Source organism: Micromonospora sp. WMMD967 (genome assembly GCF_029626165.1).
Taxonomy (GTDB): domain Bacteria; phylum Actinomycetota; class Actinomycetes; order Mycobacteriales; family Micromonosporaceae; genus Micromonospora; species Micromonospora taraxaci.
This window is the reverse complement of record NZ_JARUBK010000001.1, coordinates 1,756,039-1,781,820: the sequence shown is the minus strand read 5'-3', so window position 1 is coordinate 1,781,820 and position 25,782 is coordinate 1,756,039. Positions and strand designations below refer to the sequence as shown.

The window sequence follows — 25,782 nt, the reverse complement described above, 5'->3', positions numbered from 1 at the left end:
ATAAACACTAGGCGCTTAGGCTGGTGCCCGTGAGCACGCCGGCCCGGATCTACATCGCCCGTCTCGCCGGAGTCGCCGTCTTCGATCCGAACGGTGACCAGGTGGGCCGGGTGCGTGACGCCGTGGCGCGGCTCCGGGCGACGAAACGTCCGCCGGAGGTGGTGGGCCTGGTCGCCGAGATGCCGATGCGTCGTCGGATCTTCCTGTCCATCAACCGGATCACCTCCATCGACGCGGACGCCGTCGTGCTCGGCTCCGGCACCCTCAACCTCCGCCGGTTCGAGAAGCGCCCGAACGAGCTGCTGGTGCTCCAGGAACTACTGGACCGGCGGGTGCAACTCGACCCCGGCGGCCAGCCCGGCGCGGTGGTGGACGTCGCCATGGAGTGCTCCCGGGGCGGCGAGTGGTCACTGACCCGGGTCGCCGTCCGGGAGCACACCGGTCGACTCACCCGCCGCGGTCACCTGCACCAGGTCGAGTGGGACCGGGTGCGCGGGCTCAGCGGCATCGCCGACAACCGGGGTACGGCCAACCTGCTCGCCGTCCTGGAGGACATGCGCCCCGCCGACCTGGCCAACGCCCTGCAGGACCTGCCCGACGCGCGGCGCAACGAGGTAGCGGCGGCGCTGGACGACGAGCGGCTGGCCGACGTGCTCAGCGAGCTACCGGAGCACGACCAGGTGGAGATCCTCGCCGCCCTGGGCCGGGAACGGGCCGCCGACGTCCTCGAGGAGATGGATCCGGACGACGCCGCGGACCTGCTCAACGAACTGCCCCCACCGGAACAGGACGTCCTGCTCGACCTGATGGAGCCCGACGAGGCCGACCCGGTGCGTCAGCTGCTGAAGTACACGCCGGGCACGGCGGGCAGCGTGATGACCTCGGAGCCGGTCATCCTGCCGCCGGACGCCACCGTCGCCGAGGCGCTGGCCCGGATCCGGGAGCCGCAGCTCTCCCCCGCCGTCGCCGCGCAGGTCTTCGTGACCCGGGCACCGCAGAACACACCGACCGGCCGCTACCTGGGCATGGTGCACTTCCAGGCGCTGCTGCGCGAACCACCCGCCGACCTGCTCGGCAAGGTGGTGGTCAACGACATCGATCCGCTGCGCCCCACCACACCGCTGCCGGAGATCACCCGCCGGATGGCCACCTACGACCTGGTCGCCATGCCGGTGATCGACCGGAACAACCGGCTGGTCGGCGCCGTGACGGTCGACGACGTACTGGACCACTCGCTACCCCGGGACTGGCGGGACCGGGACGCCCTGCCCGCCCCGGGGTCCACCGACGCCGTATTGGATGGCGTGGATGGCTGAGCAGCGACGGACCGAACGGCTGGACCAACCCCGCGAGCCCCGGGGCATCAAACTGCCCCGCTTCGACGCCGAGGCGTTCGGCAGGTGGTCGGAGGGCATCGCACGGGGCATGGGGACCGCGAACTTCATCGTCGTCATGACGGTGGTGATCACGGTCTGGTTCCTCTGGAACACGTTGGCCCCGGCGGACCTGCGCTTCGACCCGTACACCTTCACGTTCCTGACCCTGGTGCTGTCGTTGCAGGCCAGCTACGCCGCGCCGCTGATCCTGCTGGCCCAGAACCGGCAGGCCGACCGCGACCGGTTGGCGGCGGAGGAGGACCGGCGGCGAGCCACCGCGCAGAAGGCGGACACCGAATACCTGGCTCGGGAGATCGCCGCGCTGCGGATCGCGTTGGGCGAGGTGGCGACCCGCGACTTCCTCCGTTCCGAGCTGGCCCGGCTGGCCGAGGAGCTGGACGAGGTGGGGCAGCGCCGGCAGCGGCTGGAGCGGCGTCAACAGGAGCGGCGCGGGCAGCGACCGACCGACGGGGTCAGCCTGGACGAACCCCGCGACGACCTGGACGGTGACTTCGCCCGCGACACCCGTCCGGACGGCACCGGGCCGCGCCGGTCGGAGGGCTGACCGGTGGGCCATCGATTGGCTCACACCACACCGGGCAGCGGCGGCAGGGGATGCCCCGCGACGTAGCATTGCGGGCATGTCAGCACCCGTGAGCACCGTCGAGGACGCGATCCAGGCCGCCCTGGCCACCGTCAACGACCCGGAGATCCGCCGGCCCATCACCGAGCTGGGCATGGTCCGCTCCGCCACGATCGCTGCCAGCGGCGTCGTACGCGTCGAGCTGCTGCTCACCGTCGCCGGGTGCCCGCTCAAGGACAAGCTGCGTACGGACATCACCGCCGCCGTCGCCGCGGTGCCCGGCGTCACCGGGGTGGAGATCGACTTCGGGGTGATGACCCCGGAGCAGCGGCAGTCGTTGCAGTCCCAGCTGCGCGGCGGCGGTGCCACCGAGGAGCCGGTCATCCCATTCGCCCAGCCCGGCTCGCGTACCCGGGTGTACGCGGTGGCCAGCGGCAAGGGTGGCGTCGGCAAGTCCAGCGTGACCGTCAACCTGGCGGCGGCGCTCGCCGCGCGCGGGCTCTCCGTCGGGGTGGTCGACGCCGACATCTACGGCCACTCGGTGCCCCGCATGCTCGGCGCGGACGGCCGTCCCACCCGCGTGGAAGACATGATCATGCCGCCGCAGTCGCACGGCGTGAAGGTCATCTCGATCGGCATGTTCACCGCCGGCAACGCCGCAGTGGTGTGGCGTGGCCCGATGCTGCACCGGGCGTTGCAGCAGTTCCTGGCCGACGTCTACTGGGGTGACCTGGACGTGCTCCTGCTGGACCTGCCCCCGGGCACGGGTGACGTGGCCATCTCGCTGGCCCAGTTGCTGCCCAACTCGGAGATCCTGGTCGTCACCACCCCGCAGGCCGCCGCCGCCGAGGTGGCGGAGCGGGCCGGCGCGATCGCCCTGCAGACCCACCAGCGCGTGGTCGGCGTCATCGAGAACATGTCCTGGCTGGAACTGCCGGACGGCTCCCGGATGGAGATCTTCGGCGCCGGCGGTGGCACGGCCGTCGCGGAGTCGCTGAGCCGGACCATCGGCGCCCAGGTGCCGCTGCTCGGGCAGATCCCGCTGGACACCCGGGTCCGCGAAGCCGGCGACGCGGGCAACCCGATCGTGCTGGCCGAGCCGGAGTCCCCGGCCGCGACGGCACTCGGCACGATCGCCGACCGGCTCGCGGTACGCCGTGAGTCGCTGCTCGGCAAGCCGCTCGGCCTGAAGCCCGCCGGCCGCTGACCTCCGGCACAGCCCGTCGGCCACCGGTCGACGGGCTGAGCCGTCTTTGTGCGCGGCCTCACCGCGGCCGTCCTTGTGCGTGGCCAGCGGGCTGAGCCGTCGTTGCGCGCGGCCTCACCGCGGCCCCTCCTTGTGCGTGGCCAGCGGGCTGAGCCGTCGTTGCGCGCGGCCTCACCGCGGCCCCTCCTTGTGCGTGGCCAGCGGGCTGAGCCGTCGTTGCGCGCGGCCTCACCGCGGCCCTCCTTGTGCGTGGCCAGCGGGCTGAGCCGTCGTTGCGCGCGGCCGCGGGCTGAGCCGTCGTTGCGCGCGGCCCCCTTGGCCGTCGCCGGGCCATGGCGTGGCCAGGCGCGGCGGGGTGGCGGGCCGCCGGGGTGGCAGGCCGCCGGGGTGGCAGGCCGCCGGGTGATCGGCTCGGCTTTCAGAATTTTGGGGCAACCCGCTCCTTTTGACACGCCGACTTACCGGTCGCGGAGTCAACCCGGAGCAATCTTGGACAGTTTCCGTTCGCCGATGACGGTAACTGTCCAAGATTGCTCCCTGGAGCCGAGTTGATCACGGCGGGAGAGGCCGAAGGGCACCGTAAGCCGCGTCGGGTGGCACGGCGAGAACGGCACGGCAAGGCGGGGCAGCCCGGCAACATCGGGCAGCTTGCCAACATCGGGCAGCTTGGCAACACGGGGCAGCCCGGCAACACGGCGCAGCAGGAGAGGACGGCGCGGCGCGGCAAGGCCGCGCGGGGTGGCTGCCAGGTCTGCGTGGACCTGTCGTGGTCCCTGACGGGAAGGACGACGTGGCAGGAGGCCGGGCGGTACGGCGGGTCGGTCAGGTGGCGTCGTCGTAGCTGGCGCGGGGGGCCGGCGCCGAGGGGCTGCTGGTGGCCGTGCTGGACCGGGAACCGCCCGAGCGCAGGTCCGCGGCGTTGGCCACGTCCTTCAGGTCGTCGTGCACGGTGCTGACGTCGGCGCGGAGGTTGTCGTAGACGCCCTGCAACGGCTTGCGGATCGCCGCCTCGTCCTCCTCGCTGAGGAGGTGCTTGCGGATGAACGCCTTGGGGTGCAGATCCTCCAGCTGGATGTCGGTGCCCAGCTCGCGACTCAGGTCGCCGGTGGCGTTGCGGGCCATGTTGCGCAGGTTGCGCACCAACCGCAGGCCGTCGGTGATGACCGCGGGCAGCCGGTCGCCGAAGATCAGCAGCGCCAGGAGCAGCAGCGCTCCGATCTCCCACCAGTTCAGGTTGTCGAGCATCCCGTTGGCCCCCTCTCGGCGTCAGCAGCAAGACTACGCACGCCGGGCGACCTTCGGGCAAGGGGTGAGCCGCTGTTCACTTCGCGTCCGCGGCGAGTCTCACCGACGTGTTCTGCCGGGCTGAGCCTCGCCGGAACTCGACGGTTACCACCGAGCCCGGCGCGTACTTGCGCACCAGGGCGGTCAGGTCGGTCGGCTCGGTCATCGGCCGTCCATTGATCTTGAGGATCACGTCGCCGACCTTCAATCCGGCGCCGTCCGCCGGGCCGGAGGGTTCCACCTCCGCCAGGCGTAGGCCGCCCCCGGCGACTCCGCTCGGGCCGTCCACCCGGGCGCCGATCACCGTACGCCGGGCCTTGCCGGTGCCGATGATGTCCTGGGTCACCCGCTTGGCCTGGTTGATCGGAATGGCGAAGGCGAGGCCGATGTTGCCCGCCTCCTGCCCCTCGGCGACCAGCGACTTGATGGTGGAGTTCACGCCGACCACCCGCCCGGCGCCGTCGACCAACGGGCCGCCGGAGTTGCCGTGGTTGACAGCGGCGTCGGTCTGGATGGCCGCGTAGTAGCGCACCGGCCCGCCCGGCTCACCCGCCTGCATCGTCCGGTCCAGGGCACTGACGATGCCGGCGGTGACCGTGTTGGCCAGCGACAACGGGGAACCCATGGCGAGCACCGGGTCACCGACGGCCAACGCGTCCGAGTCCCCGAATTCCACAGCACGCAGCCCGGGACGACTCACCTTGATCACGGCGATGTCGGATTCCGGGTCCTGCCCGACGATGGTCGCCGGCGCGCTGCTGCCGTCGTTGAAGACCACCGAGGCCTTGCCGGTGCCGCCGGCCACCACATGGTCGTTGGTGATCACATGGCCGTCGGCGGTGGCGATGAAGCCGGAGCCCTCGCTGGTCCCGCCGAGACTGCTGACCCGGACGGTGACCACGCTGGGCAGGACACGTTCGGCGACACCGGCCAGCGACTCCGGTTTGCGCTGAGCCAGCGCCGGCGGTTCTACCGGCGCACCGCCCAGGACCGCACCACCCGCACCGCCGCGAACCGCGAACGCGTAACCCAGCGCGCCACCGAGGGTGCCGGCCAGGAGGGCGGTGATCACGGGAATGAGCAGCAGGTGACGCAGCGTCGGTCGGCCTGGCGCGTCCGGGTCGGTGACCGCCTCGGGTTCGATGCCGGCCGCGACCGCCCCGGGCACCACCACCGCGGTCGGCGCGGCCGGGTCCCGCCACGGATCGGCGAGCGCGTCCGACCACCAGGGCGACACCCCGGCCGGGCCAGGCACCCCGCCCGCTGTCGGTGCCGGCCAACCCGGCGCCGACCCGGCGCCGGGCACACCCGCCACCGGCGGATAACCCGGTGCCGGCCAACTCGGCGCCGACCCGGCGTCAGGCACACCGGCCGTCGGCTGATAACCCGGTGCCGGCCAACCCGGCGACGGCGCACCGGCCGCCGGCGGATGCCCCGGCGCCGGCCCGGCCGACGGCACGGTGGACGCGTTGCCCGCCTCCGGCGTGGTCGGCGGCCCGGCCGGAGAGTTCCCCGCCCCGGGCGGTCGCGCCGGAGTCTCACCGCCCCGGCGCCAGTCCCAGCCGTCGGTCACGTCGGTGCCTCCCAGTCCGTCCCCGGATCCCGCGCCGCGTCGCCCGGCCACGGGCCGGTGCGGTCGCGGCTGACGGGATACCGCCTCCAGGATTGCACGGATGTACGCGGTGGAGTCACCGGTTGCCCCGGCGATCGCGACAGGCGGAGGCGCGGCTGCGCTCCACGACGGTCGCCTCTACGCTCACAGTGCCAACCCGCCCCCGCACCACGCACCGCCCCCGGAGGTGCCCCATCGCCACGGTCGCCGGTTCCGGCAGTTCGACGGCCCAGGCTCAGCAGTTCGCCGAGTCGTACGTCACCGAGGATCTCGTCATGCGCACCGCCCGCAGCCTGGCCCGGGAGGTGGGCCTCGACGCGGTCACCCCCGGTGCGGGTGCGGCACTGCGGCTGCTGGCCGCCGCCGGCAACGCACGCGCCGTGGTCGAGATCGGCACCGGCACGGGGGTGAGCGGGGTCTGGTTGCTGCGCGGCATGCGCGCGGACGGGGTGCTCACCACCATCGACGTGGAGGTGGAGCACCAGCGGATCGCCCGACGGATCTTCGCCGAGGCGGGTTTCGCCGCGGGTCGCACGCGCATCATCACCGGTCGCGCGCTCGACGTGCTGCCCCGGCTCGCCGACGGTGCGTACGACCTGGTGTTCGTGGACGCGGAGGCGACCGGTTTCCACGCCTGTGTGGAGGCGGCGTTGCGGCTGCTGCGGCCGGGTGGCGTGCTCGCGCTCAACGGTGTGCTCGCCAGCGGCCGGATCGGTGACCCGGCCGCTCGGGACGCGGAGACGGTGACGGTCCGCGAGACCATCAAGGCGGTCCGGGAGTCGGAGCACTGGATTCCCGCGCTGCTCCCGGTCGGGCATGGGCTGCTCGCCGCTGTGAAGTGCTGAGCGCCGGCCCGGTCAGTCGACGCTGGCCAGCCAGCGCAGCAGCCACCGGACGCCCCAGCCGGTCGCGCCTCGGCTGACCTCGGCGTGGTCGCCGTCGGCCCAGGACGGGGCCGACATGTCCAGGTGCAGCCATCGGTCCCGTAGTTCGCCGGTGAACTCCCGCAGGTAGAGCGCGGCCAGCACCGAACCGGCACCCTGGGCCGGGGCGCTGTAGAGGTCGGCGATCTCGCTGCCCAGGTATTCGGCGTAGTCGTTGTGCAGCGGCATCCGCCACGCCGACTCACCGGCCGCCTCGGCCGCGGCCAGCACGTCCGCGGCCAGTTGGTCGTTCTCGCTGTACAGGGCGCCGGTGCGCTTGCCGAGGGCCACGGCGTTGGCGCCGGTGAGCGTGGCGAGGTCGACCAGTAGGTCCGGCTTGAGCTGCTGCACCGCGTACGCCAACGCGTCGGCGAGGACCAGGCGGCCCTCGGCGTCGGAGTTGGTCGTCTCGCTCGTCGTGCCGCCGTAGTGGCGGATGACGTCGCCGGGCCGGAACGCCGCGCCGCTGACCATGTTCTCGGCGAGCGGGGCCAGCGTGGTGATCCGCACCGGCAGCCGCAGCTCGGCGGCTCCCAGGGTGGCGGCGACGACTGCGGCCGCGCCCGCCATGTCCTTGCGCATCAGCTTCATCGCCGGCACTGGCTTGATGGAGATGCCGCCGGTGTCGAAGGTGATGCCCTTGCCGACCAGCACCACGTGGGTGCGTGCGTCGGCCGGGTGCCAGTCCAGCTCGACGAGCCGGGGACCGCTGGCCGAGCCTCCGCCGACGGCGAGGATGCCACCGAAGCCCTCGGCGGCGAGTTCGGCCGGCCCACGGACCCGCAGCCGCAGGTCCGGAACATCGGCTGCGGCGGCGGCCACCTGGTCGGCGAACCACTGCGGGTTCTTCACCGAGGAGGGGGTGTTGGTCAGGTCACGGGCGAGACGCGTCATCGCCGCGGTGGTTCGGGCGGTGGCGACGGTGGTCTCGAACGCGGTCGGGTCGGCGAGCAGCAGGTCGACGCTGTCGAGCGTCGGTGCGGTGCCGGCCTCGGTCAAACGGAACCGGTACGGGGCGAGCAGCAGCCCTTCGGTGAACCCGCGGACTGCGGCGGGAGTCACCTCGACCGGCAGCGCGATGGTGATATGCGTCTCATCCATGGCGGCGCGAGCCAGTGCGGCGCCGGCCGTCCGCCAGGCCGCCTCGTCACCGTCACCGACGCCGAGCAGGAGCATCCGACCGGGGGTACGCCCGGGGCGCACCTGCGTGTGGATCTCGCCGGCCCGGCCGGTCAGTCGGGCCGCCGGCACCAGTGCGGCGGCCTCGTCGGCCGTGCCGTCCAGAGGCGTCACCGCGGTCGGAACGAGTTCGGCCGAATCGGCGGCACGAACGGGCAGGACGAGGACGTCGAGCCGGTCGGGCTCGGCGATCAGACGGATGGCGAGCACGCGGGACCGTACCTCCAGGAGAGTTTCGCGGAGCGGAGCCGAACCCGCCTGCCCGCGCGGATGAAGACCCTGAGCCACCGGCGGTACCGGTGGCCCAGGGTCAGAAAGAACGCTCCGGGCGGCCTGCGCCGCCCGGACCACTCCTCACTCAGCCGGCCGCTGCCTTCAACGCGTCACCAAGCGCGTTGGCCTCGTCGGGAGTCATCTCGACGACGAGCCGGCCACCGCCCTCCAGCGGGACCCGCATGACGATGCCCCGACCCTCCTTGGTGACTTCCAGCGGACCGTCGCCCGTCCGCGGCTTCATCGCCGCCATGTTGTCTCCCCTCAGACCTACACCAGGGTCGGTGGGTTGCCCCACAGCCACTTCGTCACGACCACCCGCAACGGTCACGGGGGCGTCGACCAACGATTTTCCCTGATGAACACCGCCGGACCCAAACCGGAGCAGCATTGATGTAACAGCATCTAGCTTATCTTGAGAAGGCCTGTCACAATGTGCGGTCATGCAGGCACGGTCGGCACTCTTCGACCTGTACGGCGACCACCTCCGTCCGAGGGGTGGCCGGGCACCGGTCGCTGCCCTGGTCAAGCTACTGGCACCGCTGGGAATCGCGCCGCCCGCCGTTCGCACCGCCGTGTCGCGGATGGTGCGCCAGGGCTGGCTCGAGCCTCTCCGGTTGGTCTCCGGGCCGGGATATTCGATCACACCGAAAGCAGCCCGACGACTCGACGAGGCGGCCGCCCGGATCTACCGGACCGGCCGGGTCACCTGGGACGGCCGGTTCGATCTGCTGGTGTTGGAGGCCCCCGGCTCCCGACGGGACCGGCAACGGCTCGCCTCCAATCTGAGCTTCCTCGGCTACGGCACGCTCGACGAGCAGACCTGGGTCGCCACCCGCCCCGCCGACGACGTGGACCTGCTCCTCGCCGAGGCCGGTATCCGGTTCGAGCGGTTCACCGCCGCGCACCACTCGGGCACCCCCGGCGCAATGGGTGTGGTCCGGCGGGCGTGGAACCTGGCCGAGATCGGTCGCGCCTACGAGCAGTTCGTCGCCGACCAACGCCCACTGCTCGCGGCGGTCACAGTGCGCAGCAGCGACGAGGAGGCGTACGCGACGCGGTTCCGACTCGTGCACGCGTGGCGTACGTTCCTCTTCCGGGACCCGCAACTGCCCCCGGCGCTGCTGCCGGAGCGCTGGCCCGGCACCGCCGCGGCCAGCTTCTTCGACCGGCACGCAACACGTCTGCGTCCGGCCGCCGACCGGTACGTCGAACAGTGCCTCGACGCCGGCAACCGCCTCGTACGACAGAAGGGTCGTTAGACACGTGACCGAACCGCTGCTGGTCGACCGGACCGACGCCGTCGTGACCCTCACGCTGAACCGGCCGAACGCGATGAACGCGCTCGACGTGCCGCTCAAGGAGGCGCTGCGCGACACCCTGGCGCAGTTGGAGACCGACCGGTCCTGCCGCGCCGTGGTGCTGGCCGGGGCGGGCGGGTCGTTCAGTGCCGGTCAGGACCTGCGCGAACACGTGGACACCCTGGAAAGCTCCGCGAACGACCCTCTGGGCACCGTGCGGGCGCACTACAACCCGATCGCCGCCCGGCTGGCCAACCTGCCCAAACCGGTGATCGCCGCGGTCCGTGGGATGGCCGCCGGGGCCGGCGCGTCGCTGGCGTTCCTGGCCGACATCCGCATCGGCGGCCCCACCACCAGCTTCCTGATGGCCTTCGCCAAGGTCGGCCTCGCCGCCGACACCGGCGCCTCCTGGACGCTGCCCCGACTGGTCGGCCACGCCAAGGCGGTGGAGCTGCTGATGCTGGCCGAGCCGGTCCGCGCCGAGGAGGCCTGCCGGCTCGGGCTGCTCAACCGGCTGACGGACGACGACGAGCAGGTGTTGCCGGCAGCTCAGGAGTTGGCCGCCCGCCTCGCCGCCGGCCCCACCGTCGCGTACGGGGCGATCAAGCGGCAGCTCTCCATCGCCGACGCCGGCACCCTCGCCGACGCCCTCGCGGCCGAGGCGCAGGCCCAGTCGATCTGCGGTGCCACCGCCGACCACCGAGCCTCCACGCTCGCCTTCGTCAGCAAGCAGAAACCGGTCTTCGAGGGACGCTGAACGCGATTCGGACGCCACCCTTACCGTCCTCGAACACGAGCCGCCTAGCGTCGGCCGTCATGAGCGATCGTGAAGCGGTGGCGCACCTGCTGCGCCGGGCCACCTTCGGGCCGACCGCCGACGAGGTGGACGCGGCAGAGCGGGCCGGGCCGGCAGCGGCGTTGGACCGCCTGCTCGACCCGGCACGGGACGACCGGGGAGCGGCGGCCACACCGCCGCCGACGCTGGCCCCGGACCCGTACGCCGCGCTGACCAAGGATTCCACCCGGGAGCAGCGGCAGAAGGCCAACGCCGAGCGCCGCGAGCAACTCCAGCAGGTCACCGGTTGGTGGCTGGACCGGATGGTGGCCGCCGAGGACGGGCTGACCGAGAAGCTGCTCTTCTTCTGGCACGGGCACTGGGCGACCAGCGCCCAGAAGGTCAAGTCCGCGCGGACGATGCTGGGTCAGTTGGACACCCTTCGTCGCCACGGGCGAGGGCCGCTGGGCCCACTGGTCGCCGCGATGGTGCGCGACCCCGCTCTGATCGTCTGGTTGGACGGGCAGAAGAACACCCGCAAGGCACCGAACGAGAACCTCGCCCGCGAGCTGATGGAGTTGTTCACCCTCGGCATCGGCAACTACACCGAGGCGGACGTGAAGGCCGGGGCGCGCGCCCTGACCGGTTGGACTGTCGACCGGCGGACCGGCGTGGCCCGCTTCGAGGCCAAGCGACACGACCCCGGCGAGAAGACCATCCTCGGGCAGAGCGGCCGGTTCGACGCGCCCGCGTACGCCGGGTTGCTCGCCGCCCAACCCGCGGCGGCGGCGTTCGTGGCCGGGCGGCTCTGGTTCCGCTACGCCGGCGGCGAGATCCCGGCACCGGACGGTCTGGCCGGCGCGGACACCGTGGCGACGATGCGCGCGATCTTCTCCTCACCGGCCTTCGCGCAGACCCGGGGCACGTTGGTCAAGCAGCCGGTGGAGTGGCTGGTGGGCGCGCTACGGCAGCTCGGCATCCGACCGAAGGAGCTGCCCGAGCAGCAGCGCAAGCAACTGATGAGTGGGCTGAACGCGCTGGACCAGGTGCCGCTGCGACCCCCGAGCGTGGGCGGCTGGCCGGCCGGCGCGGCCTGGTTGACCACCTCGTCGTTGCAGGCCCGGCTGCGGACGGCCGGGATGCTCGCCGCCGCCACTGCACCGACGGTGCTGGCCCGGCTGACCGCCGCACCGGCCGCCGGCCGGCCGGACGCGTTGGCCCGACTGCTGGTGGTCGACGGCTGGGGCCCGCGTACCCGGGCCGCGCTCACGCCCCTGGCCGACGAGCCCCGCAAACTGCTGGCCGCCGGTCTGGTCAGCCCCGAATACACAGTCAGCTGAGCGGAGGAGTCGACATGGACACGGTGACCCGACGCAGGTTCCTACTGACCAGTGGTGTGGTCGGCGCGGGCGCGCTGGCCGCCGGGGCCGGCGCGTACACGATGCGGGACCTGTTGGACACCAGCGGGGACCGCGATCCGCAGGCCCGCACGCTGGTGCTGGTGACCCTGTACGGCGGCAACGACGGGCTCAACACGGTCATCCCGTACGGCGACCCGGCCTACCGGGCGGCCCGCCCCGAGCTGGCGTACCCGGACGGGGAGGTACGGCGACTGGACGACGACTTCGGTCTCAACCCGGCGCTGGAGGGTCTGCACCAGCGCTGGTCGAAGGGTGGGCTGGCGATCGTGCGCGGGGTCGGCTACCCGAAGCCCGACCGCAGCCACTTCCGGTCGATGGACATCTGGCACACCGCGCAGCCGGACCGGCCGGGCAACACCGGGTGGCTGGGGCGTTGGCTGGACCGGGTCGGCGGCGACCCCCGGCTGGCGGTCTCCTTCGAACCGGCGCTGCCACCGCTGTTGGCCGGTGCGCAGAGCGCCGGCGCCGCGGTGCCCGTGACCGACCGGAAGACGGCCAAAGGGCTGCCGGCGCAGACGCTCACCGCGTTCGAGGCCGCCGAGCCGGGTGAGTCCGCGGCGCGAGCCCGGGCCGCCGCCTGCTTCGCCGACCTGCGATCGGTGGACGAGATGATCCGTGAGGTCCGCGACTCCGCCGATCCGGACCTGGCGGACCCGGACGGCGAGCAGGCCCCGGCGACCGCCACCGGCGGGGCGAAGACACCGCTGGACGCCCAACTGGACCTGGTCGCGCAGTGCGTCGAGGCGGGAGTGTCGACCCGGGTCTTCTCGGTGTCGCTCGGCGGCTTCGACACCCACGCCGACGAGAAACAGTTGCAGGCCGTCCTGCTCGGTCAGTTGGATCGGGCGTTGACCGGCTTCGCCGACCGGATGAGTCGCACCGAGGCGGGGCGGAAGGTGGTGGTGGCGGTGTACTCCGAGTTCGGCCGCCGCGTCCGGGCCAACGCCTCCGACGGCACCGACCACGGCACCGCCTCCGACGTGCTGCTGCTCGGCGCGGGCGTACGCGGGGGCTGGCACGGGGCACCGCCGAGCCTCACCGACCTCGACGACGGCGACCTGAAGTTCACCACCGACTTCCGGGACGTCTACGCCACGTTGCTCGAACGCGTGCTGGACACCGACCCGGGCCCGGTCCTCGCCGACTGGAAGGGACGGCTGGACAAACTCCTCTAGTCGTCCTCTTCCGGGTCCTGGTTGGCCTCGGCGCCCAGTACGAACGCCTGCATGGCCAGCTCGTCGCCGGCCGGTGACACGAAGGCCGGCAGTTCACGCGGGCCCAGCTCCTGCACGTAGGACCAGAACAGGCGGACCGCTTCGGCCGGCGAGCCGGCCTCGATCGGCAAATCGAGGCTGACCAGCCAGGTGCGGCGTGCCGTTGGCGGCCCGAGCTGGTCGGCCAGTGCCCGGAAGGCCGCCGGCTCCAGTGGGCTGACCGGCCCGTCGAGGGTCAGCAGCTCGGCCGGCACCGGCTCGTCGAAGGCCCGACGGGTGTACGACACGACGAGCTCCGCCGGCTCGACGCCGGACTGCGGGTCGTCCGGGTCTTCCCGGTGACGGCGAGCCGGGGCGGCGACCCGGCCGAGGGCCACCAGCCGGGGCGGAGCGTCGACCAGCACGGCCACCTGGTCCCCCGGGCCCGGCCCGGCGACGTCGGCCAGACCGGTCAGCTCCAACGTGTCGTGGTGCACGAGCCGCTCGGCTTCGTACCGCTCGGCGGGCAGCAGCACGGCCCAGGTGCCCACCCCGTCGGCTCGGCCGGATCCGTCGGCCCGGTAGGCGGTCTCGGTCGTCATGCCTGCCATCCCATCATGTCGCCGGTGGGAGGGTGACGTGACAGCCGACGATGTGATCGTCGACCATGCCGGTCGCCTGCATCAGGGCGTACGCCGTGGTCGGCCCGACGAACCGGAAGCCGCGCTTCTTGAGGGCCTTGGCCATCGCCGTCGATTCGGCGGTGATCGGCGCGAGCTCGGCGAACGAGGCGGGACGGGCCGGCCGGCGCTCCGGCGCGAAGGACCAGAGCAGGGCGGACAACCCCTCCGGCAGCTCCAGGGCGGCGCGGGCGTTGGCGATCGCCGCCTCGATCTTGGCCCGGTTGCGGACGATGCCGGCGTCGGCGAGCAGCCGGGTCACGTCGGCGTCGTCGTATGCGGCGACGGTCGGGATGTGGAACTCGTCGAAGGCCAGCCGGAACGCGGGGCGTTTCCGCAGGATGGTCAACCAGGACAACCCGGACTGGAACGCCTCCAGCGTCATCCGCTCGTAGAGCGCGTCGTCGCCGTGCAGCGGCCGGCCCCACTCGGTGTCGTGGTAGACGGCGTAGTCGGGGGTGCTCGACCCCCACGCGCAGCGAGCCAGCCCGTCGACACCGATCACCAGGTCCGTCACGTCGTACACGCTAGGGCATCGCACCGACACCCCATTGCCACCTGCCGCTCGGCTGCCTATGGTGCTTGTTACCGACCGGTAATTCGGGGTCGCCCAGCGGCGCGTCCCGACCGGCGACGGCGAGCGGAGGCCGCGCGATGAAGGAGTTCCCGGACGTCATCGCCTGGTCGATCCCGGCCTTCGTGCTGCTCATCGTGCTGGAGCGGGTCTCCTACCTGCTGCACCGCGACGACGACGAGGTCGGCTACGGCGGCGCCGACACCGCCACCAGCCTGGCGATGGGTCTGGGCAGCATCGTCACCGACCTGTTGTGGAAGGTGCCGATCGCCGCCGCGTACGCGCTGCTCTACGCGGTCACCCCGCTGCGGGTGGCCGAGATCTGGTGGACCTGGCCGGTGATCCTGCTCGCGCAGGACTTCTTCTACTACTGGTCACATCGCGGCCACCACGTGATCCGGATCCTCTGGGCCTCGCACGTGGTGCACCACTCGTCGGAGCGGTTCAACCTCTCCACCGCGCTGCGCCAGCCCTGGACCGGGCTGACCAGTTGGGTCTTCTACATCCCGCTGATCCTGGCCGGCGTACACCCGGCGGTGGTCGCGTTCTGCGGCTCGATCAACCTGCTCTACCAGTTCTGGATCCACACCGAGCGCATCGACCGGATGCCGCGCTGGTACGAGGCGGTGTTCAACACCCCGTCGCACCACCGGGTGCACCACGCCTCGCAGGGCGGCTACCTGGACCGCAACTTCGGCGGGATCCTGATCGTCTGGGACCGGCTCTTCGGCTCGTTCGCGCCGGAGCGGGAGCGCTGCGTGTACGGCCTCACCAAGAACGTGGGCAGCTACAACCCGGTCCGGGTGGCCTTCCACGAGTACGCCTCGATCGCCCGGGACCTCCGCGCCGCAGTGACGTGGCGGCATCGGGCGGGTTATCTCTTCCGAGCGCCGGGCTGGCAGCCGGCACCGGGCGTGGTCAGGGCAGCCGGCCCTGCTCGACCAGACGGGCGAACCTCTTCAGCGCCTGGGTGAGACCGATCTTGGAGCCGGGCCAGAGCAACGGCCAGGCCACCCGACCGGCCCGACCACCGGGCAGGTGGAACCATTCGTGCCAGACCACCTGGGTGCGGGCCCGACCCAGCTGCGTGCAGCGCAGCACACCGGGGCCGCGCAGCAACTGACCGTGGTGCACCACGCCTATCTCGTACGGTTCGTCGACGCGGACGACCCGCATCTCATCGCGCAGCGTGGCCCGGCCGAGCGCGGTCACCGCCTCGATCCGGCTGCCCTCGCGCCCGTCACCCTCGACCACGCGCACACGGGTGAACGGGATCCAGTCGGACTGGCGTTCCCAGGCGAGCAGCGCGGCGAAGACCTGCTCCGCCGGGGCGGCGACGATCACCGTGGCGGTCACCTCACCGGCGCCGGGTTGGGCCGCCTCCCGGAGATCGTCGACGCCTCCGGGGTCGGTCACGCCGTCTCCGACCGGACCACCGCGTCTCGCTGCCCGGCACCGTCGGCGGTCTGCTCACGATCTGCCGGCTCGCCGTCGCCCGACGCCACCGCCGGTGCCACGCCGTCGGAGTCCGCCGGCGACGAGGTGGCGGCGGGCAGCTCCGCCGCGCCGGCCGAGCCGACGGGCGCCGAACCGGAGCCGGCGTCGCCGTCCAGCGGCACATCCCCGTCCGGCTTCGCCGCGTCCGCGTCCGTCACCTTGCTGGCGGACTGCTCGCGGGCCTGACGCAGCGCGTCGGCGTCGTCGGTGCGACCTTCACGCAACGCGGTGACCTCCGCCTCCAGCACGCCGATCAGCTCCGACTTGTAGCCGATGTCGTAGGCGGCGCGGCGCATCGCCTGATCGACCTGCGCCATCCGGTACCCGCGCAACCCGGTGTCGAAACGGACCGCCCCCACGTCGGATTCGCGCAGCGGTCGTGTGCCGGGCAACGCCACGGCCTGCGAATCCGGTTCGACGGCGACCAGGCCGGGATCACGACCGCTGACCAGCACCGTCACGCCGAAGACGACCGCCGCGACAGTCAATGCCACGACCAGGAGGAGCAGAAGCTGACCCATGCACTGATCGTGGCACGGCAACCGGCCGGGAGCGACCCCGCCACCCGTCCCGATCATGATCCGTACCGACGCCCGCGCACGGTTCCCCTCCGACGACCGACTAGCGTCGGGTTCGGCCGCCGCGGCGACGGCGCGGACTCTCAGGAGGCGGGCATGGCGGGGGCGCTTCGACTGGGTGGGCGCACGTTCGCCCCCGGCGAGCTGGTCGTGATGGCGATCGTCAACCGCACACCCGACTCGTTCTTCGACCGGGGCGCCACCTTCGCCGCCGACAACGCGTTGCGCGCGGTCGAGCGGGCTGTGGACGAGGGCGCGGCCATCATCGACATCGGCGGCGTCAAGGCCGGGCCCGGCGATGACGTCGACGTCGCCGAGGAGATCCGACGCACCGTGGACACCATCGCCGCCGTCCGGGCCGCGTTTCCGGACGTGGTGATCTCCATCGACACCTGGCGCGCCGAGGTGGCGACGGAGGCCGTGGCCGCCGGCGCCGACCTGCTCAACGACACCTGGTCGGGTGCCGACCCGGCGCTGGCCCGGGTGGCCGCGCAGACCGGCGCGGGGCTGGTCTGCTCGCACGCCGGCGGCCTGGTGCCGCGGACCCGGCCGCACCGGGCGGCCTTCGACGACGTGGTCGCCGACGTGGTCGCGACGGTGACCGGGCTCGCCGAGCGCGCTGTCGCTGAGGGGGTACGCCCCGACGGGATCCTCGTCGACCCGGCACACGACTTCGGCAAGAACACCCGGCACTCCCTGGAGATCACCCGCCGGCTGGACGAGTTGACCGGGACCGGTTGGCCGGTGCTGGTGGCGCTCTCCAACAAGGACTTCGTCGGTGAGACGTTGGACCTGCCGGTGGCCGAGCGCCTGGAGGGGACGCTCGCCGCGACGGCGGTGTCGGCCTGGCTGGGCGCTCGGGTCTTCCGGGCCCACCAGGTCGGCCCGACCCGTCGGGTGCTGGACATGGTGGCCTCGATCCGGGGTGACCGGCCGCCGGCGACGACCCGCCGGGGCCTCGCCTGACCGGTCGTCGCCGTAACCGACAGCGAACGGTCGGGCCGACCGGCACGATCGCCGGAGGTCGCGACGCTCAGGTCCAGCGGAGGATGTTCCTGCGCCAGGCGTAGAGGATGCCGAGCGCGAGCACCGCCACGAACACCGCCATCTCCACCACCGTCACCAGACCGAAGCCCGGCCGGTCGAAGACCACCGCCCAGGGGAAGAGAAACACCGCCTCGACCGCGAACAGCACGTACAGGTACGCGTAGACGTAGTAGCGGATCTGCATCTGCGCCCAGTCCGCACCGACCGGGTCGAGCCCGCACTCGTAGCTGGCCCGCTTGCCCGGCGGATCGGCCGGACGTGCCGGACGTAACACCCGGTTGGCCGAGAACGCCGTAACGAAGAACAGGACGCTGGCGAGCAGCAAGAGCCCGAGCGTCGCGTACGAGCCCAGGTATCCGGTCACAGTTCGGGAGCCTACCGCCCGGCCGGAAGTGCCGTCCCAAACACGTTACGAATTTGTTTCCAGGTGGGACTAGTGCACCAAGGCAACTGTTACCGAATACTGGACCCCCACCCATGGCACCGGAGGACAGATGGCCCGCCTGAAGGCATCGCCCGGTCTCCGGGCCGAGGGGCGGCGTACCGCACCCTGGCTGGCGACCGCGCTCGCGCTCGGCCTACTCACGGCACTCGCCGTGGGACCGGCCTGGGCCAACGCGGCGACGCCGGACCCGGTGGCGGCCACCGGTCCGGTCAGCGAGCCCGAGGCCACCACGTCCGAGGAGCCGCCCCCGACCGAGGGGCCGACCGATCCGGTGCCGCCCGGACCGGCGCCGGAGACCACCGCCCCCGCTCCCGAGACGACCCCACCGGCACCGGTGACCACCGCCCCTGACCTGCCGCCGGCGCCGACGACCGCCGCACCCGGTCCGGGCGGACCGACCACGGGGGCGCCTCCCGTGCCGCCGGTGCCTCCGGTCCGCCCGCCCGCCTCCGGTCCGGTGCCGCCGCCGAGTCCACTGGGCGTCCAGGTCACCACCCAGGACGTCACCCTCCACGAGGCGTACTGGAACACGGCCAGCACTGCCACCACGTTGCAGGTCACCATCCACAACACCGGCACGACGGCGGAGCGGATCCGCCTCTCGTACCGGCTGCCGGCCGGGCTCTCCGACGCCGGGACGAAGGGCTGCACCGCCGCCGGTGCCGGCACGTACGGCTGCGGGGCCTGGACGGCCGAGGCGGGCGCGCGCTTCAGCGCGCTGATCCGCCTGCGGGTCGACGGCGACGCGTGGAGGCGGATGCCGCTCGCCGGTTCCGTCCAGGTCGTCGCCGACGCGCCGGGGCTGCCCGGCGAGGCGTCCGACGACCAGGGCTTCGCCGTGCTCTTCCCGCCCGGCCCGCCGGTGCCCGGGATCGCCCTCGCGGCCGACGAGGTGACGTTCGACATCAGCGGCGCCGCCAGCACCCTCGTGCTCCGGTTGGGCAACACCGGGTCGGTGGACGCCGCCGGACAGGTGGAGGTCGTCCTGCCGACCGGGGTGACGGTTCCGACTCCACCGGACGGCTGCGTGGCGGTCGACCCGACGCGGACCCGCTGCGACGCGGGCGTGGTGGCGGCGGGCCGGACCGCCGAGTTGCGGTTGCCGGTGGAGGCGACGCCGGAGGCCCAACGGGAAGCGCCGTTGTCCGGCGCGGTGATCGGTCAACTCGACCCGCGCAGTGGAGCGACCCGCCAGGTGCAGATGAGCTTCCGGATCACCGCGGCGGCAGCTCTGGCCACACCGGTGGTCTCGCCGCCCGCGCCGACCGGCTCCCAGGGCGTACTCCCGGGGGGTGCTGCCGGCGACAGAGGCGGGACGACCTCGGTGCAGCGCACCGCGATCATCCTGATCGTGGTCTCGGCGCTGCTGGTGGTGCTTGCCCTCACGCTGGCCACCACCTCGCTGCGGCGTCGGCTCAACGGCCCGGCACCCGGGCCGGCGCCCGAGCCGGTCGACTGATCGACGGGGGTGGCCCCGGCCGAGCGGGACATGGCCACCGAAGCGATCCGGTGGTGATCTGAATTACGGCGGCCGGGGCGTAAGCCCGCAAACTGGGTCAATACTCCATCGAGTCTGGTCCCAGTCGGCGGACCTCCGGGGATTGTTAGGGCTCCCTTAGAAGTAGGCTCTGAGGTGAGGTACGACAACGGCCGGACCAGCCTGGGGCGGTGCGGTGAGACGTTGCGTCGAGGAGGTTCCGTGGCCGGGCAAGGCGAGAGCCCCGCAGTCGCGAACGAAGGTGGCACAGTGACCAAGCAGATCCGTCAACTCGACCGGGTGGTCATCCGGTTCGCCGGTGACTCCGGCGACGGCATGCAGTTGACCGGCGACCGGTTCACCTCGGAGACGGCGCAGCTCGGCAACGACATCTCCACGCTGCCAAACTTCCCCGCCGAGATCCGAGCCCCCGCCGGCACCCTGCCCGGCGTGTCGAGCTTCCAGGTGCACTTCGCCGACTACGACATCCTCACCCCGGGCGACGCGCCCAACGTGCTGGTGGCGATGAACCCGGCGGCCCTCAAGGCCAACCTGGCCGACCTTCCGCGCGGCGCGGACATCATCGTCAACACCGACGAGTTCACCAAGCGCAACCTCGCCAAGGTCGGCTACCAGACCAGCCCTCTGGACGACGAGTCGCTGGCCGGCTACGTCGTGCACCCGGTGGCGCTGACCTCGATGACCGTCGGTGCGCTCGCCGCGTTCGCGGTGTCCAAGAAGGACGCCGAACGGTCGAAGAACATGTTCGCCCTCGGGTTGCTCTCCTGGATGTACTCCCGGCCCTACGAGTCGACGCTGCGCTTCCTGGAGCGCAAGTTCGCGTCCCGGCCGGAGCTGGTCGCGGCGAACGTCGCCGCCTTCAAGGCCGGTTGGAACTTCGGCGAGACCACCGAGGACTTCGCGGTCCGCTACGAGGTCAAGCCGGCCAAGATGCAGCCGGGCACGTATCGGAACATCACCGGCAACGCGGCGCTGTCGTTGGGGCTGGTCGCCGCCGGCGTCCGGTCCGGGCTGCCGGTCTTCCTCGGCGCGTACCCGATCACGCCCGCGTCGGACATCCTGCACGAGCTGAGCAAGCACAAGCGTTTCGGCGTCCTCACCGTGCAGGCCGAGGACGAGATCGCGGCGGTCGGCGCGGCGCTGGGCGCTTCGTACGGCGGTTCGCTCGGCGTGACCACCACCAGCGGCCCCGGCGTGGCGCTCAAGAGCGAGACGATCTCGCTGGCGGTGGCGCTGGAGCTGCCGCTGGTGATCGTCGACGTGCAGCGCGCCGGCCCGTCGACCGGCATGCCGACCAAGACCGAGCAGGCCGACCTCAACATGGCGCTGTTCGGTCGGCACGGCGAGGCGCCGGTGGCGGTCATCGCGCCCCGCTCACCGTCGGACTGCTTCTTCGCGGCGCTCGAGGCGGCCCGGATCGCCCTGACCTACCGCACGCCGGTGATCCTGCTGTCCGACAACTACGTCGCCAACGGCTCCGAGCCATGGCTGCTGCCCGACGTGGAGTCGCTGCCCGACCTGCGGGTCGAGTTCGCCACCAAACCCAACGGCGAGGACGGCAGCACCTTCCTGCCCTACCTGCGCGATCCGGAGACGCTGGCCCGCCCGTGGGCCATCCCCGGCACCCCGGGGCTGGAGCACCGGATCGGCGGTCTGGAGAAGGCCGACAAGACCGGGGACATCTCCTACGACCCGGCCAACCACGACTTCATGGTGCGCACCCGGGCCGCTCGGATCGAGACGATCCCGGTACCGGACATCGAGGTGGAGGACCCGGACGGCGACGCCCGGGTGCTGGTCCTCGGATGGGGCTCCACGTACGGGCCGATCGGCGCCGCCTGCCGCGGAGTACGCCAGCGCGGGCTGTCCGTCGCCCAGGCGCACCTACGGCACCTGGCCCCGATGCCGGCCAACCTCGGTGAGGTGCTGCGCTCGTACGACAAGGTGGTCATCCCGGAGATGAACCTGGGTCAGCTCGCCCACGTCATCCGGGCCCGCTACCTGGTCGACGCGATCAGCTACAACCAGGTCCGCGGTCTTCCGTTCACGGCCGCCGAGCTGGAGACGACGCTGGAAGAGGTCCTGAAGAATGTCTGAGCCCGTCGCCCTCAAGCTCACCGCCAAGGACTTCAAGTCCGACCAGGAGGTGCGCTGGTGCCCCGGCTGCGGTGACTACGCGATCCTGGCGGCCATCCAGCAGTTCATGCCGGAGCTGAACATCCCCCGGGAGCGCACCGTCTTCGTCTCGGGGATCGGCTGCTCGTCCCGCTTCCCGTACTACATGAACACGTACGGGATGCACTCGATCCACGGTCGGGCCCCGGCGATCGCGACCGGCCTGTCGGTGTCCCGGCCGGACCTGTCGGTCTGGGTGGTCACCGGCGACGGTGACGCGCTCTCCATCGGTGGCAACCACCTGATCCACGCCCTGCGGCGCAACGTCAACCTCAAGATCCTGCTGTTCAACAACCGGATCTACGGTCTGACCAAGGGTCAGTATTCTCCGACCTCCGAGGTCGGCAAGATCACCAAGTCGACCCCGGCCGGCTCGGCGGACGCGCCGTTCAACCCGCTCTCGCTCGCGCTCGGCGCGGAGGCCAGCTTCGTCGGCCGGACCATCGACTCCGACCGCAAGCACCTGCAGTCGGTGCTGCGGGCCGCCGCCGAGCACGAGGGTTCGGCGTTCGTGGAGATCTACCAGAACTGCAACATCTTCAACGACGGGGCGTTCGACCAGCTCAAGGACCCGTCCACCCGGGACGACTACCTGATCCGCCTGGAGCACGGGCAGCCGATCACCTTCGGGGCCGACGGGCGGTTCTGCGTGGTGCACCCGCCGGGCGGCTTCGGCCTGGAGGTCCGGGAGACCAGCTCGGTCAGCCCGGAGGAGATCGTCGTGCACGACGCGACGGTGACCGACCCCGCGTACGCGTTCGCGCTGTCCCGGCTGCCCGGACTGGACCTGCGCAACACCCCGATCGGGGTGTTCCGCTCGGTGGACCGGCCGTCCTACGACAGCGTGGTGCAGGGCCAGCTCGCGGCGGCCAAGGCCACTGTCACCGAGACACCCGAGCAGCAACTCGCTGGCCTGCTGGGCAGCGGCGACACCTGGACGATCCTCTGATCAGTCGTTCATGACGAGAGCGGCCGTCCCCGGTTCGGGGGCGGCCGCTCTCGTCATACCGACGCCTGCTCAGCGCTGGGCGGAGGCCGGCAGCCAGAGGTTGTCGATTTCCTTCTCGGCCGCCGCGAGGCTCGCCTCGTGCAGCGGGATCAGCTCGGCCATCGCCGGCACCGACGGCGCCAGGGTCAGCTCGGCGCTGATGAACCGTGGCTGCATGCCGGTCATGGACAGGCCGTGCGGGAGCCACGGCTCGGCGTGGTCCCAGCCGTTTCGTGGGGTGCCCTCGCCGTAGCCGCCACCCCGGGTGGCCAGCACCACGAACTCGCGGTCGCCGAGCAGGCCCTGCTGGGTCGTCGGGTCGTAGGCCAACCCGGGCACGATCAGGTGGTCGACCCAGGACTTGACGCTGCTGGGCGCGCCGAAGTTGTAGAGCGGAAGCCCGAGCAGCACCACGTCGGCCTGCTTGACCTCGTCGACCAGCCGCTCGCTGAGCTCCCAGGACTCGCGCTGCGCCGGGCTGTGCTGGTCCGGGGGCGTCATCCGAGCCAGACCACCATCCGCGTCCAGGTGCGGCAGCGGGTCCTTGCCCAGATCTCGGTAGGCCACAGTGCCGCCCGGGTGAGCCGCGCGCCAGTTGGCGACGGCGCGGGCGGTGAGCTTCCGGCTGACCGACCAGTCACCCCGAATGCTTGAGTCGATATGCAGCAGATGCATTATTCCTCCTCCAAGGATCGTCTGTGCAGCACCAACTATTTATAGCAGGCCGATGTTCCTGAGAGTCGGTAGACTGGGTCACATGTCCGCGCAGCCGCTCGACACCTCGGAGCACCGCTCGGGCGCACTCCTGGACCACCTGGCCCGGCGCATGCGGCTGCGGTCGGAGTCGGTGCTGGCACCGCTCGGGCTACGCCCCCGGCACCTGGTCGCGCTCACCGTGCTGCGCGCCGGCGGCGGCACCGGTCAACAGGCGCTCGCCACCATCCTGGAAATGGACAGCACCAACATCGTCGGGCTGCTCAACGACCTGGAGGCGAAGCAGCTGATCGAGCGGCGCCGCTCACCCGAGGACCGCCGCCGACATGTCGTCGAACTCACCGAAGACGGTGCGAAACGCCTCAGCGAGGCGGAATGCGCCCTCGCCAGCGCCGAGGACGAGGTGCTGGGGGCGCTGGGCCCCGACGAACGGGAGACGCTCTACGAGCTGCTCAGCCGGGCCTCCGCCGGCACGACGGTCAACTGCACCGAGACGATCTGCGCCGGGGACGAATCGCTCTGACCGCGGGCCGTCGAGGCCACCGCGACGCCAGGGCGGCGGATGACGATCAGGCGGTCGTGGCCGACTGGGGGCGGTCGTCGCGTACGTGCACCAGCATGTCGCCCGTCTCGATCACCGCACCCGCGCGATCGGCCAGGGTGACCACCTTGCCCCGGCGCACCAGGGCGATCACCAGTGAGTCCAGCTCACGAGGCGAGCGGCCCACCTCGTCCCGCTCCGCCGAGCGCATCGCCAGCGCCATGCCCTGCCCAGGAGTGAGCAGGTCCTCCACCACGTCGATCAGCGGCGGAGCCGAGGTGGACAGACCGAGCAGCCGCCCCGCGGTCGCCGAGGAGACGATCACGTGGTGCGCGCCACTCTGCTTGAGCAGCGGGGCGTTCTCCGCCTCCCGCGCTGCCGCGATGATCCGGACCTGCCCGGCCGTGAGCTGTCGAACCGTCAACGCGACCAGGACCGAGGCGTCGTCGCTGTCGGTCGCGATGATCACGGCCTTGGCGCTCTTGACGTGCGCCTCGTTCAACACCGACGAGCGGGTCGCCGAACCCTCGATGGCCACCAGACCGGCGGAGGTGGCCTGCCGCAGCGCGGTGGCGCTGCGCTCCACCACCACGATCCGAGAGCGGTCCAGACCGTTCTCCATCAGGGCGGAGACCGCGCTGCGCCCCTTGGTGCCGTAGCCGCAGATGATGACGTGGTCCTTCACGGCTCTCCTCCACCGCGACAGGCGACGGCCGGTCCGGTACTGCTCGGTCAAGACTTCCAGAGTGGTGCCGACCAGGATGATCAGGAAGATCACTCGGGCCGGGGTGATGAAGAGGACGTTCACCATTCGAGCCGACGGCGTGGCCGGCGTGATGTCCCCGTACCCGGTGGTCGAGAGCGACACGACCGCGTAGTAGAAGCAGTCGAGCAGGGTGAGGCCGTCCTCGTTGACATCGCGGTAGCCGTCCCGGCCGAGGTAGACCGCGGCGACCACGGCGAAGACCAGGCCCAGGGCAGCGGCGAGCCGTAGGCTCAGCGCGCTCAGTGGGCCCCGACGTTGCGCGGGGAAATGGATCACCGTCGAACCTGCTCCCCCGCCGTCGCCTGCACGCCCACAACATAGCGGGTACGACGCCAGCCGCACGTCCGGGTTGCGCCGGACGAAACAACGCGGTCCCGCATGGGTCGGCCCGGACCGCCGGGGACAGGCATGATGAGGGTGTTCCCGACGACGACCGCGAAAGTGAGGCCGGCATGTCGTTGCTGCGACGAGTCATCGGCGGAGTGTTGCGCCGACTACGCCAGAGTCAGGGCCGCACGTTGCGTGAGGTGGCCGCCGCCGCCGGGGTGTCGGTGCCCTACCTGTCCGAGGTTGAACGGGGGCGAAAGGAAGCCTCCTCGGAGGTGCTGGCGGCGATCTGCCGGGCGCTCGGCATCCAACTCTCCGACCTGCTCGAAGCCGCCCGCGACGACCTGCGCCGGGTCGAACGTCGCATCCCCGCCGGGCCCCGGGCCGCTCTGGGCCGGCTGGAGCAGGTGCCCGCCCCACGCAACGAGACCGGCCCCGCACTCCGCATCGGCTTCCAGCGCGGTGGGGCGACGCCACCCGTGGCCGCCGCTGGTGCCCCCGCACGGCAGCCGGCCGGACCGGTGCTGCGGCTGGGCGGGCCGATCCTGCACGTCGGCGGTCCAGCCGACCCCATCGGGTCGACCATCTCAGGAGCGGGGCTGCGAGTTCGACTGATCGCCTCCGCACCGGCCGGGCACCCCGGTCCGCGTACCTCCAAGATGCTGGCCTGCCGCCGGGCCCGGACCGGCCGGCGGCGGCTGACCCGGGCGTAGGCAGGCCGGGGTTCTGCCCTGAGCCGATCTGCCGCCGGCAGAATCCCTCGGCCGCGACCGCCGCCGGGCGCACGCTGGAGGAGCCGGTTCCCCGGGCGGTCCCGTCGCCCGC

The 25,782-nt window shown here is 72.0% G+C and carries 26 protein-coding genes; 15 read left to right on the top strand and 11 right to left on the bottom strand.

The annotated features are described in order from the left end of the window. Positions 1-29: 29 nt before the first annotated feature. The 3 genes from O7631_RS08440 to O7631_RS08430 all read left to right on the top strand — a co-directional run bounded on the left by O7631_RS08440 (position 30) and on the right by O7631_RS08430 (position 3,166). Entirely contained in the window at positions 30-1,316 is a 1,287-nt protein-coding gene (locus O7631_RS08440; RefSeq protein WP_278143765.1) for a CBS domain-containing protein, read from the top strand. Next, positions 1,309-1,941, top strand: coding sequence for a DUF1003 domain-containing protein (locus O7631_RS08435; protein ID WP_278143764.1), 633 nt, complete (start codon positions 1,309-1,311; stop codon positions 1,939-1,941). Before O7631_RS08440 ends, O7631_RS08435 begins: the two co-directional genes overlap by 8 nt. A gap of 76 nt (positions 1,942-2,017) precedes the next feature. Beyond that, positions 2,018-3,166, top strand: coding sequence for an Mrp/NBP35 family ATP-binding protein (locus tag O7631_RS08430; protein WP_278143763.1), 1,149 nt, complete (start codon positions 2,018-2,020; stop codon positions 3,164-3,166). A gap of 822 nt (positions 3,167-3,988) precedes the next feature. Here the strand turns inward: O7631_RS08430 and O7631_RS08425 are convergent. After that, a complete protein-coding gene (locus O7631_RS08425) occupies positions 3,989-4,411 on the bottom strand; it encodes a preprotein translocase subunit TatB (protein WP_088986499.1) in 423 nt (140 codons plus the stop codon). A 76-nt stretch (positions 4,412-4,487) separates the two neighbouring features. Next, on the bottom strand, positions 4,488-5,756 hold the full coding sequence (locus O7631_RS08420) for a trypsin-like peptidase domain-containing protein (protein ID WP_278147878.1): 1,269 nt from the start codon (positions 5,754-5,756) through the stop codon (positions 4,488-4,490). 500 nt (positions 5,757-6,256) lie between these two features. On the opposite strand from O7631_RS08420, the gene O7631_RS08415 reads away from it, so the two are divergent. Continuing rightward, positions 6,257-6,907, top strand: a complete 651-nt coding sequence (locus O7631_RS08415; RefSeq protein WP_269683692.1) for an O-methyltransferase — start codon at positions 6,257-6,259, stop codon at positions 6,905-6,907. 12 nt (positions 6,908-6,919) lie between these two features. Here O7631_RS08415 and O7631_RS08410 read toward each other — a convergent pair whose 3' ends face one another. Continuing rightward, positions 6,920-8,374: a leucyl aminopeptidase family protein gene (locus O7631_RS08410; RefSeq protein WP_278143762.1), complete on the bottom strand. Its 1,455-nt coding sequence runs from the start codon at positions 8,372-8,374 to the stop codon at positions 6,920-6,922. Positions 8,375-8,522: 148 nt separating this feature from the next. Beyond that, positions 8,523-8,690 carry a DUF3117 domain-containing protein gene (locus O7631_RS08405; protein WP_007455245.1) on the bottom strand — a complete coding sequence of 56 codons (168 nt, stop codon included), beginning with the start codon at positions 8,688-8,690 and terminating at the stop codon, positions 8,523-8,525. Positions 8,691-8,880: 190 nt separating this feature from the next. Between O7631_RS08405 and O7631_RS08400 the strand changes: the two genes are divergently transcribed. From O7631_RS08400 to O7631_RS08385, 4 genes are read left to right on the top strand one after another with little or no spacing between them, the layout of a single operon-like run. Next, on the top strand, positions 8,881-9,699 hold the full coding sequence (locus O7631_RS08400) for a PaaX family transcriptional regulator C-terminal domain-containing protein (protein WP_278143761.1): 819 nt from the start codon (positions 8,881-8,883) through the stop codon (positions 9,697-9,699). Between the two features lie 4 nt (positions 9,700-9,703). Further along, positions 9,704-10,495, top strand: a complete 792-nt coding sequence (locus O7631_RS08395) for an enoyl-CoA hydratase-related protein (RefSeq protein WP_278143760.1) — start codon at positions 9,704-9,706, stop codon at positions 10,493-10,495. A 59-nt stretch (positions 10,496-10,554) separates the two neighbouring features. Then, positions 10,555-11,853 (top strand): DUF1800 domain-containing protein, encoded by a 1,299-nt coding sequence (locus O7631_RS08390; RefSeq protein WP_278143759.1) that lies wholly within the window; start codon positions 10,555-10,557, stop codon positions 11,851-11,853. Positions 11,854-11,867: 14 nt separating this feature from the next. Next, a complete protein-coding gene (locus tag O7631_RS08385; RefSeq protein WP_278143758.1) occupies positions 11,868-13,109 on the top strand; it encodes a DUF1501 domain-containing protein in 1,242 nt (413 codons plus the stop codon). Here O7631_RS08385 and O7631_RS08380 read toward each other — a convergent pair. Both O7631_RS08380 and O7631_RS08375 read right to left on the bottom strand, forming a co-directional pair. Continuing rightward, on the bottom strand, positions 13,106-13,729 hold the full coding sequence (locus tag O7631_RS08380) for a hypothetical protein (protein WP_278143757.1): 624 nt from the start codon (positions 13,727-13,729) through the stop codon (positions 13,106-13,108). The two genes, O7631_RS08385 and O7631_RS08380, sit on opposite strands and share 4 nt — an antisense overlap. A 13-nt stretch (positions 13,730-13,742) precedes the next feature. Next, positions 13,743-14,324: a DNA-3-methyladenine glycosylase I gene (locus O7631_RS08375; RefSeq protein WP_278143756.1), complete on the bottom strand. Its 582-nt coding sequence runs from the start codon at positions 14,322-14,324 to the stop codon at positions 13,743-13,745. A 137-nt stretch (positions 14,325-14,461) separates the two neighbouring features. Between O7631_RS08375 and O7631_RS08370 the strand changes: the two genes are divergently transcribed. Further along, positions 14,462-15,355: a sterol desaturase family protein gene (locus O7631_RS08370; RefSeq protein ID WP_278143755.1), complete on the top strand. Its 894-nt coding sequence runs from the start codon at positions 14,462-14,464 to the stop codon at positions 15,353-15,355. Here O7631_RS08370 and O7631_RS08365 read toward each other — a convergent pair. Both O7631_RS08365 and O7631_RS08360 read right to left on the bottom strand, forming a co-directional pair. Beyond that, the gene (locus tag O7631_RS08365; RefSeq protein WP_269681273.1) at positions 15,300-15,797 is read right to left on the bottom strand and encodes an SRPBCC family protein; all 498 of its coding nucleotides are present in this window, start codon (positions 15,795-15,797) and stop codon (positions 15,300-15,302) included. The genes O7631_RS08370 and O7631_RS08365 overlap by 56 nt on opposite strands. Continuing rightward, a complete protein-coding gene (locus O7631_RS08360; protein ID WP_269681274.1) occupies positions 15,794-16,399 on the bottom strand; it encodes a DivIVA domain-containing protein in 606 nt (201 codons plus the stop codon). The genes O7631_RS08365 and O7631_RS08360 overlap by 4 nt, the downstream gene beginning before the upstream one ends. Positions 16,400-16,552: 153 nt before the next feature. Between O7631_RS08360 and folP the strand changes: the two genes are divergently transcribed. Then, on the top strand, positions 16,553-17,422 hold the full coding sequence (gene folP / locus O7631_RS08355) for a dihydropteroate synthase (RefSeq protein ID WP_278143754.1): 870 nt from the start codon (positions 16,553-16,555) through the stop codon (positions 17,420-17,422). Between the two features lie 67 nt (positions 17,423-17,489). Here folP and ndhC read toward each other — a convergent pair whose 3' ends face one another. Beyond that, positions 17,490-17,867, bottom strand: a complete 378-nt coding sequence (gene ndhC / locus O7631_RS08350) for an NADH-quinone oxidoreductase subunit A (protein WP_088986508.1) — start codon at positions 17,865-17,867, stop codon at positions 17,490-17,492. Positions 17,868-17,997: 130 nt separating this feature from the next. Here ndhC and O7631_RS08345 point away from each other — a divergent pair, with 130 nt between their 5' ends. The 3 genes from O7631_RS08345 (at position 17,998) to O7631_RS08335 (ending at position 22,570) form a co-directional block, all read left to right on the top strand. Next, a complete protein-coding gene (locus O7631_RS08345) occupies positions 17,998-19,407 on the top strand; it encodes a hypothetical protein (RefSeq protein WP_278143753.1) in 1,410 nt (469 codons plus the stop codon). A 288-nt stretch (positions 19,408-19,695) separates the two neighbouring features. Then, a complete protein-coding gene (locus tag O7631_RS08340) occupies positions 19,696-21,543 on the top strand; it encodes a 2-oxoacid:acceptor oxidoreductase subunit alpha (RefSeq protein WP_278143752.1) in 1,848 nt (615 codons plus the stop codon). After that, on the top strand, positions 21,536-22,570 hold the full coding sequence (locus tag O7631_RS08335; RefSeq protein WP_269681278.1) for a 2-oxoacid:ferredoxin oxidoreductase subunit beta: 1,035 nt from the start codon (positions 21,536-21,538) through the stop codon (positions 22,568-22,570). Before O7631_RS08340 ends, O7631_RS08335 begins: the two co-directional genes overlap by 8 nt. A 69-nt stretch (positions 22,571-22,639) precedes the next feature. On the opposite strand, the gene O7631_RS08330 is transcribed toward O7631_RS08335, so the two are convergent. Then, on the bottom strand, positions 22,640-23,284 hold the full coding sequence (locus O7631_RS08330; RefSeq protein ID WP_269681279.1) for an NAD(P)H-dependent oxidoreductase: 645 nt from the start codon (positions 23,282-23,284) through the stop codon (positions 22,640-22,642). An 82-nt stretch (positions 23,285-23,366) separates the two neighbouring features. Between O7631_RS08330 and O7631_RS08325 the strand changes: the two genes are divergently transcribed. Further along, positions 23,367-23,846, top strand: a complete 480-nt coding sequence (locus tag O7631_RS08325) for a MarR family winged helix-turn-helix transcriptional regulator (RefSeq protein ID WP_278143750.1) — start codon at positions 23,367-23,369, stop codon at positions 23,844-23,846. A gap of 46 nt (positions 23,847-23,892) precedes the next feature. Here the strand turns inward: O7631_RS08325 and O7631_RS08320 are convergent, their stop codons facing one another. After that, positions 23,893-24,906: a potassium channel family protein gene (locus O7631_RS08320; RefSeq protein WP_278143749.1), complete on the bottom strand. Its 1,014-nt coding sequence runs from the start codon at positions 24,904-24,906 to the stop codon at positions 23,893-23,895. A gap of 176 nt (positions 24,907-25,082) precedes the next feature. Here O7631_RS08320 and O7631_RS08315 point away from each other — a divergent pair, with 176 nt between their 5' ends. Continuing rightward, positions 25,083-25,670, top strand: coding sequence for a helix-turn-helix transcriptional regulator (locus O7631_RS08315; RefSeq protein WP_278143748.1), 588 nt, complete (start codon positions 25,083-25,085; stop codon positions 25,668-25,670). Positions 25,671-25,782: the final 112 nt, after the last annotated feature.

Coding starts and splice junctions, on each gene's coding strand:
- O7631_RS08435 (WP_278143764.1), top strand. CDS start 1,309: ATGGCTGAGCAGCGACGGACCGAACGGCTGGACCAACCCCGCGAGCCC.
- O7631_RS08430 (WP_278143763.1), top strand. CDS start 2,018: ATGTCAGCACCCGTGAGCACCGTCGAGGACGCGATCCAGGCCGCCCTG.
- O7631_RS08425 (WP_088986499.1), bottom strand. CDS start 4,411: ATGCTCGACAACCTGAACTGGTGGGAGATCGGAGCGCTGCTGCTCCTG.
- O7631_RS08405 (WP_007455245.1), bottom strand. CDS start 8,690: ATGGCGGCGATGAAGCCGCGGACGGGCGACGGTCCGCTGGAAGTCACC.
- O7631_RS08400 (WP_278143761.1), top strand. CDS start 8,881: ATGCAGGCACGGTCGGCACTCTTCGACCTGTACGGCGACCACCTCCGT.
- O7631_RS08390 (WP_278143759.1), top strand. CDS start 10,555: ATGAGCGATCGTGAAGCGGTGGCGCACCTGCTGCGCCGGGCCACCTTC.
- O7631_RS08385 (WP_278143758.1), top strand. CDS start 11,868: ATGGACACGGTGACCCGACGCAGGTTCCTACTGACCAGTGGTGTGGTC.
- O7631_RS08380 (WP_278143757.1), bottom strand. CDS start 13,729: ATGACGACCGAGACCGCCTACCGGGCCGACGGATCCGGCCGAGCCGAC.
- O7631_RS08370 (WP_278143755.1), top strand. CDS start 14,462: ATGAAGGAGTTCCCGGACGTCATCGCCTGGTCGATCCCGGCCTTCGTG.
- O7631_RS08360 (WP_269681274.1), bottom strand. CDS start 16,399: ATGGGTCAGCTTCTGCTCCTCCTGGTCGTGGCATTGACTGTCGCGGCG.
- folP (WP_278143754.1), top strand. CDS start 16,553: ATGGCGGGGGCGCTTCGACTGGGTGGGCGCACGTTCGCCCCCGGCGAG.
- O7631_RS08345 (WP_278143753.1), top strand. CDS start 17,998: ATGGCCCGCCTGAAGGCATCGCCCGGTCTCCGGGCCGAGGGGCGGCGT.
- O7631_RS08335 (WP_269681278.1), top strand. CDS start 21,536: ATGTCTGAGCCCGTCGCCCTCAAGCTCACCGCCAAGGACTTCAAGTCC.
- O7631_RS08330 (WP_269681279.1), bottom strand. CDS start 23,284: ATGCATCTGCTGCATATCGACTCAAGCATTCGGGGTGACTGGTCGGTC.
- O7631_RS08325 (WP_278143750.1), top strand. CDS start 23,367: ATGTCCGCGCAGCCGCTCGACACCTCGGAGCACCGCTCGGGCGCACTC.
- O7631_RS08315 (WP_278143748.1), top strand. CDS start 25,083: ATGTCGTTGCTGCGACGAGTCATCGGCGGAGTGTTGCGCCGACTACGC.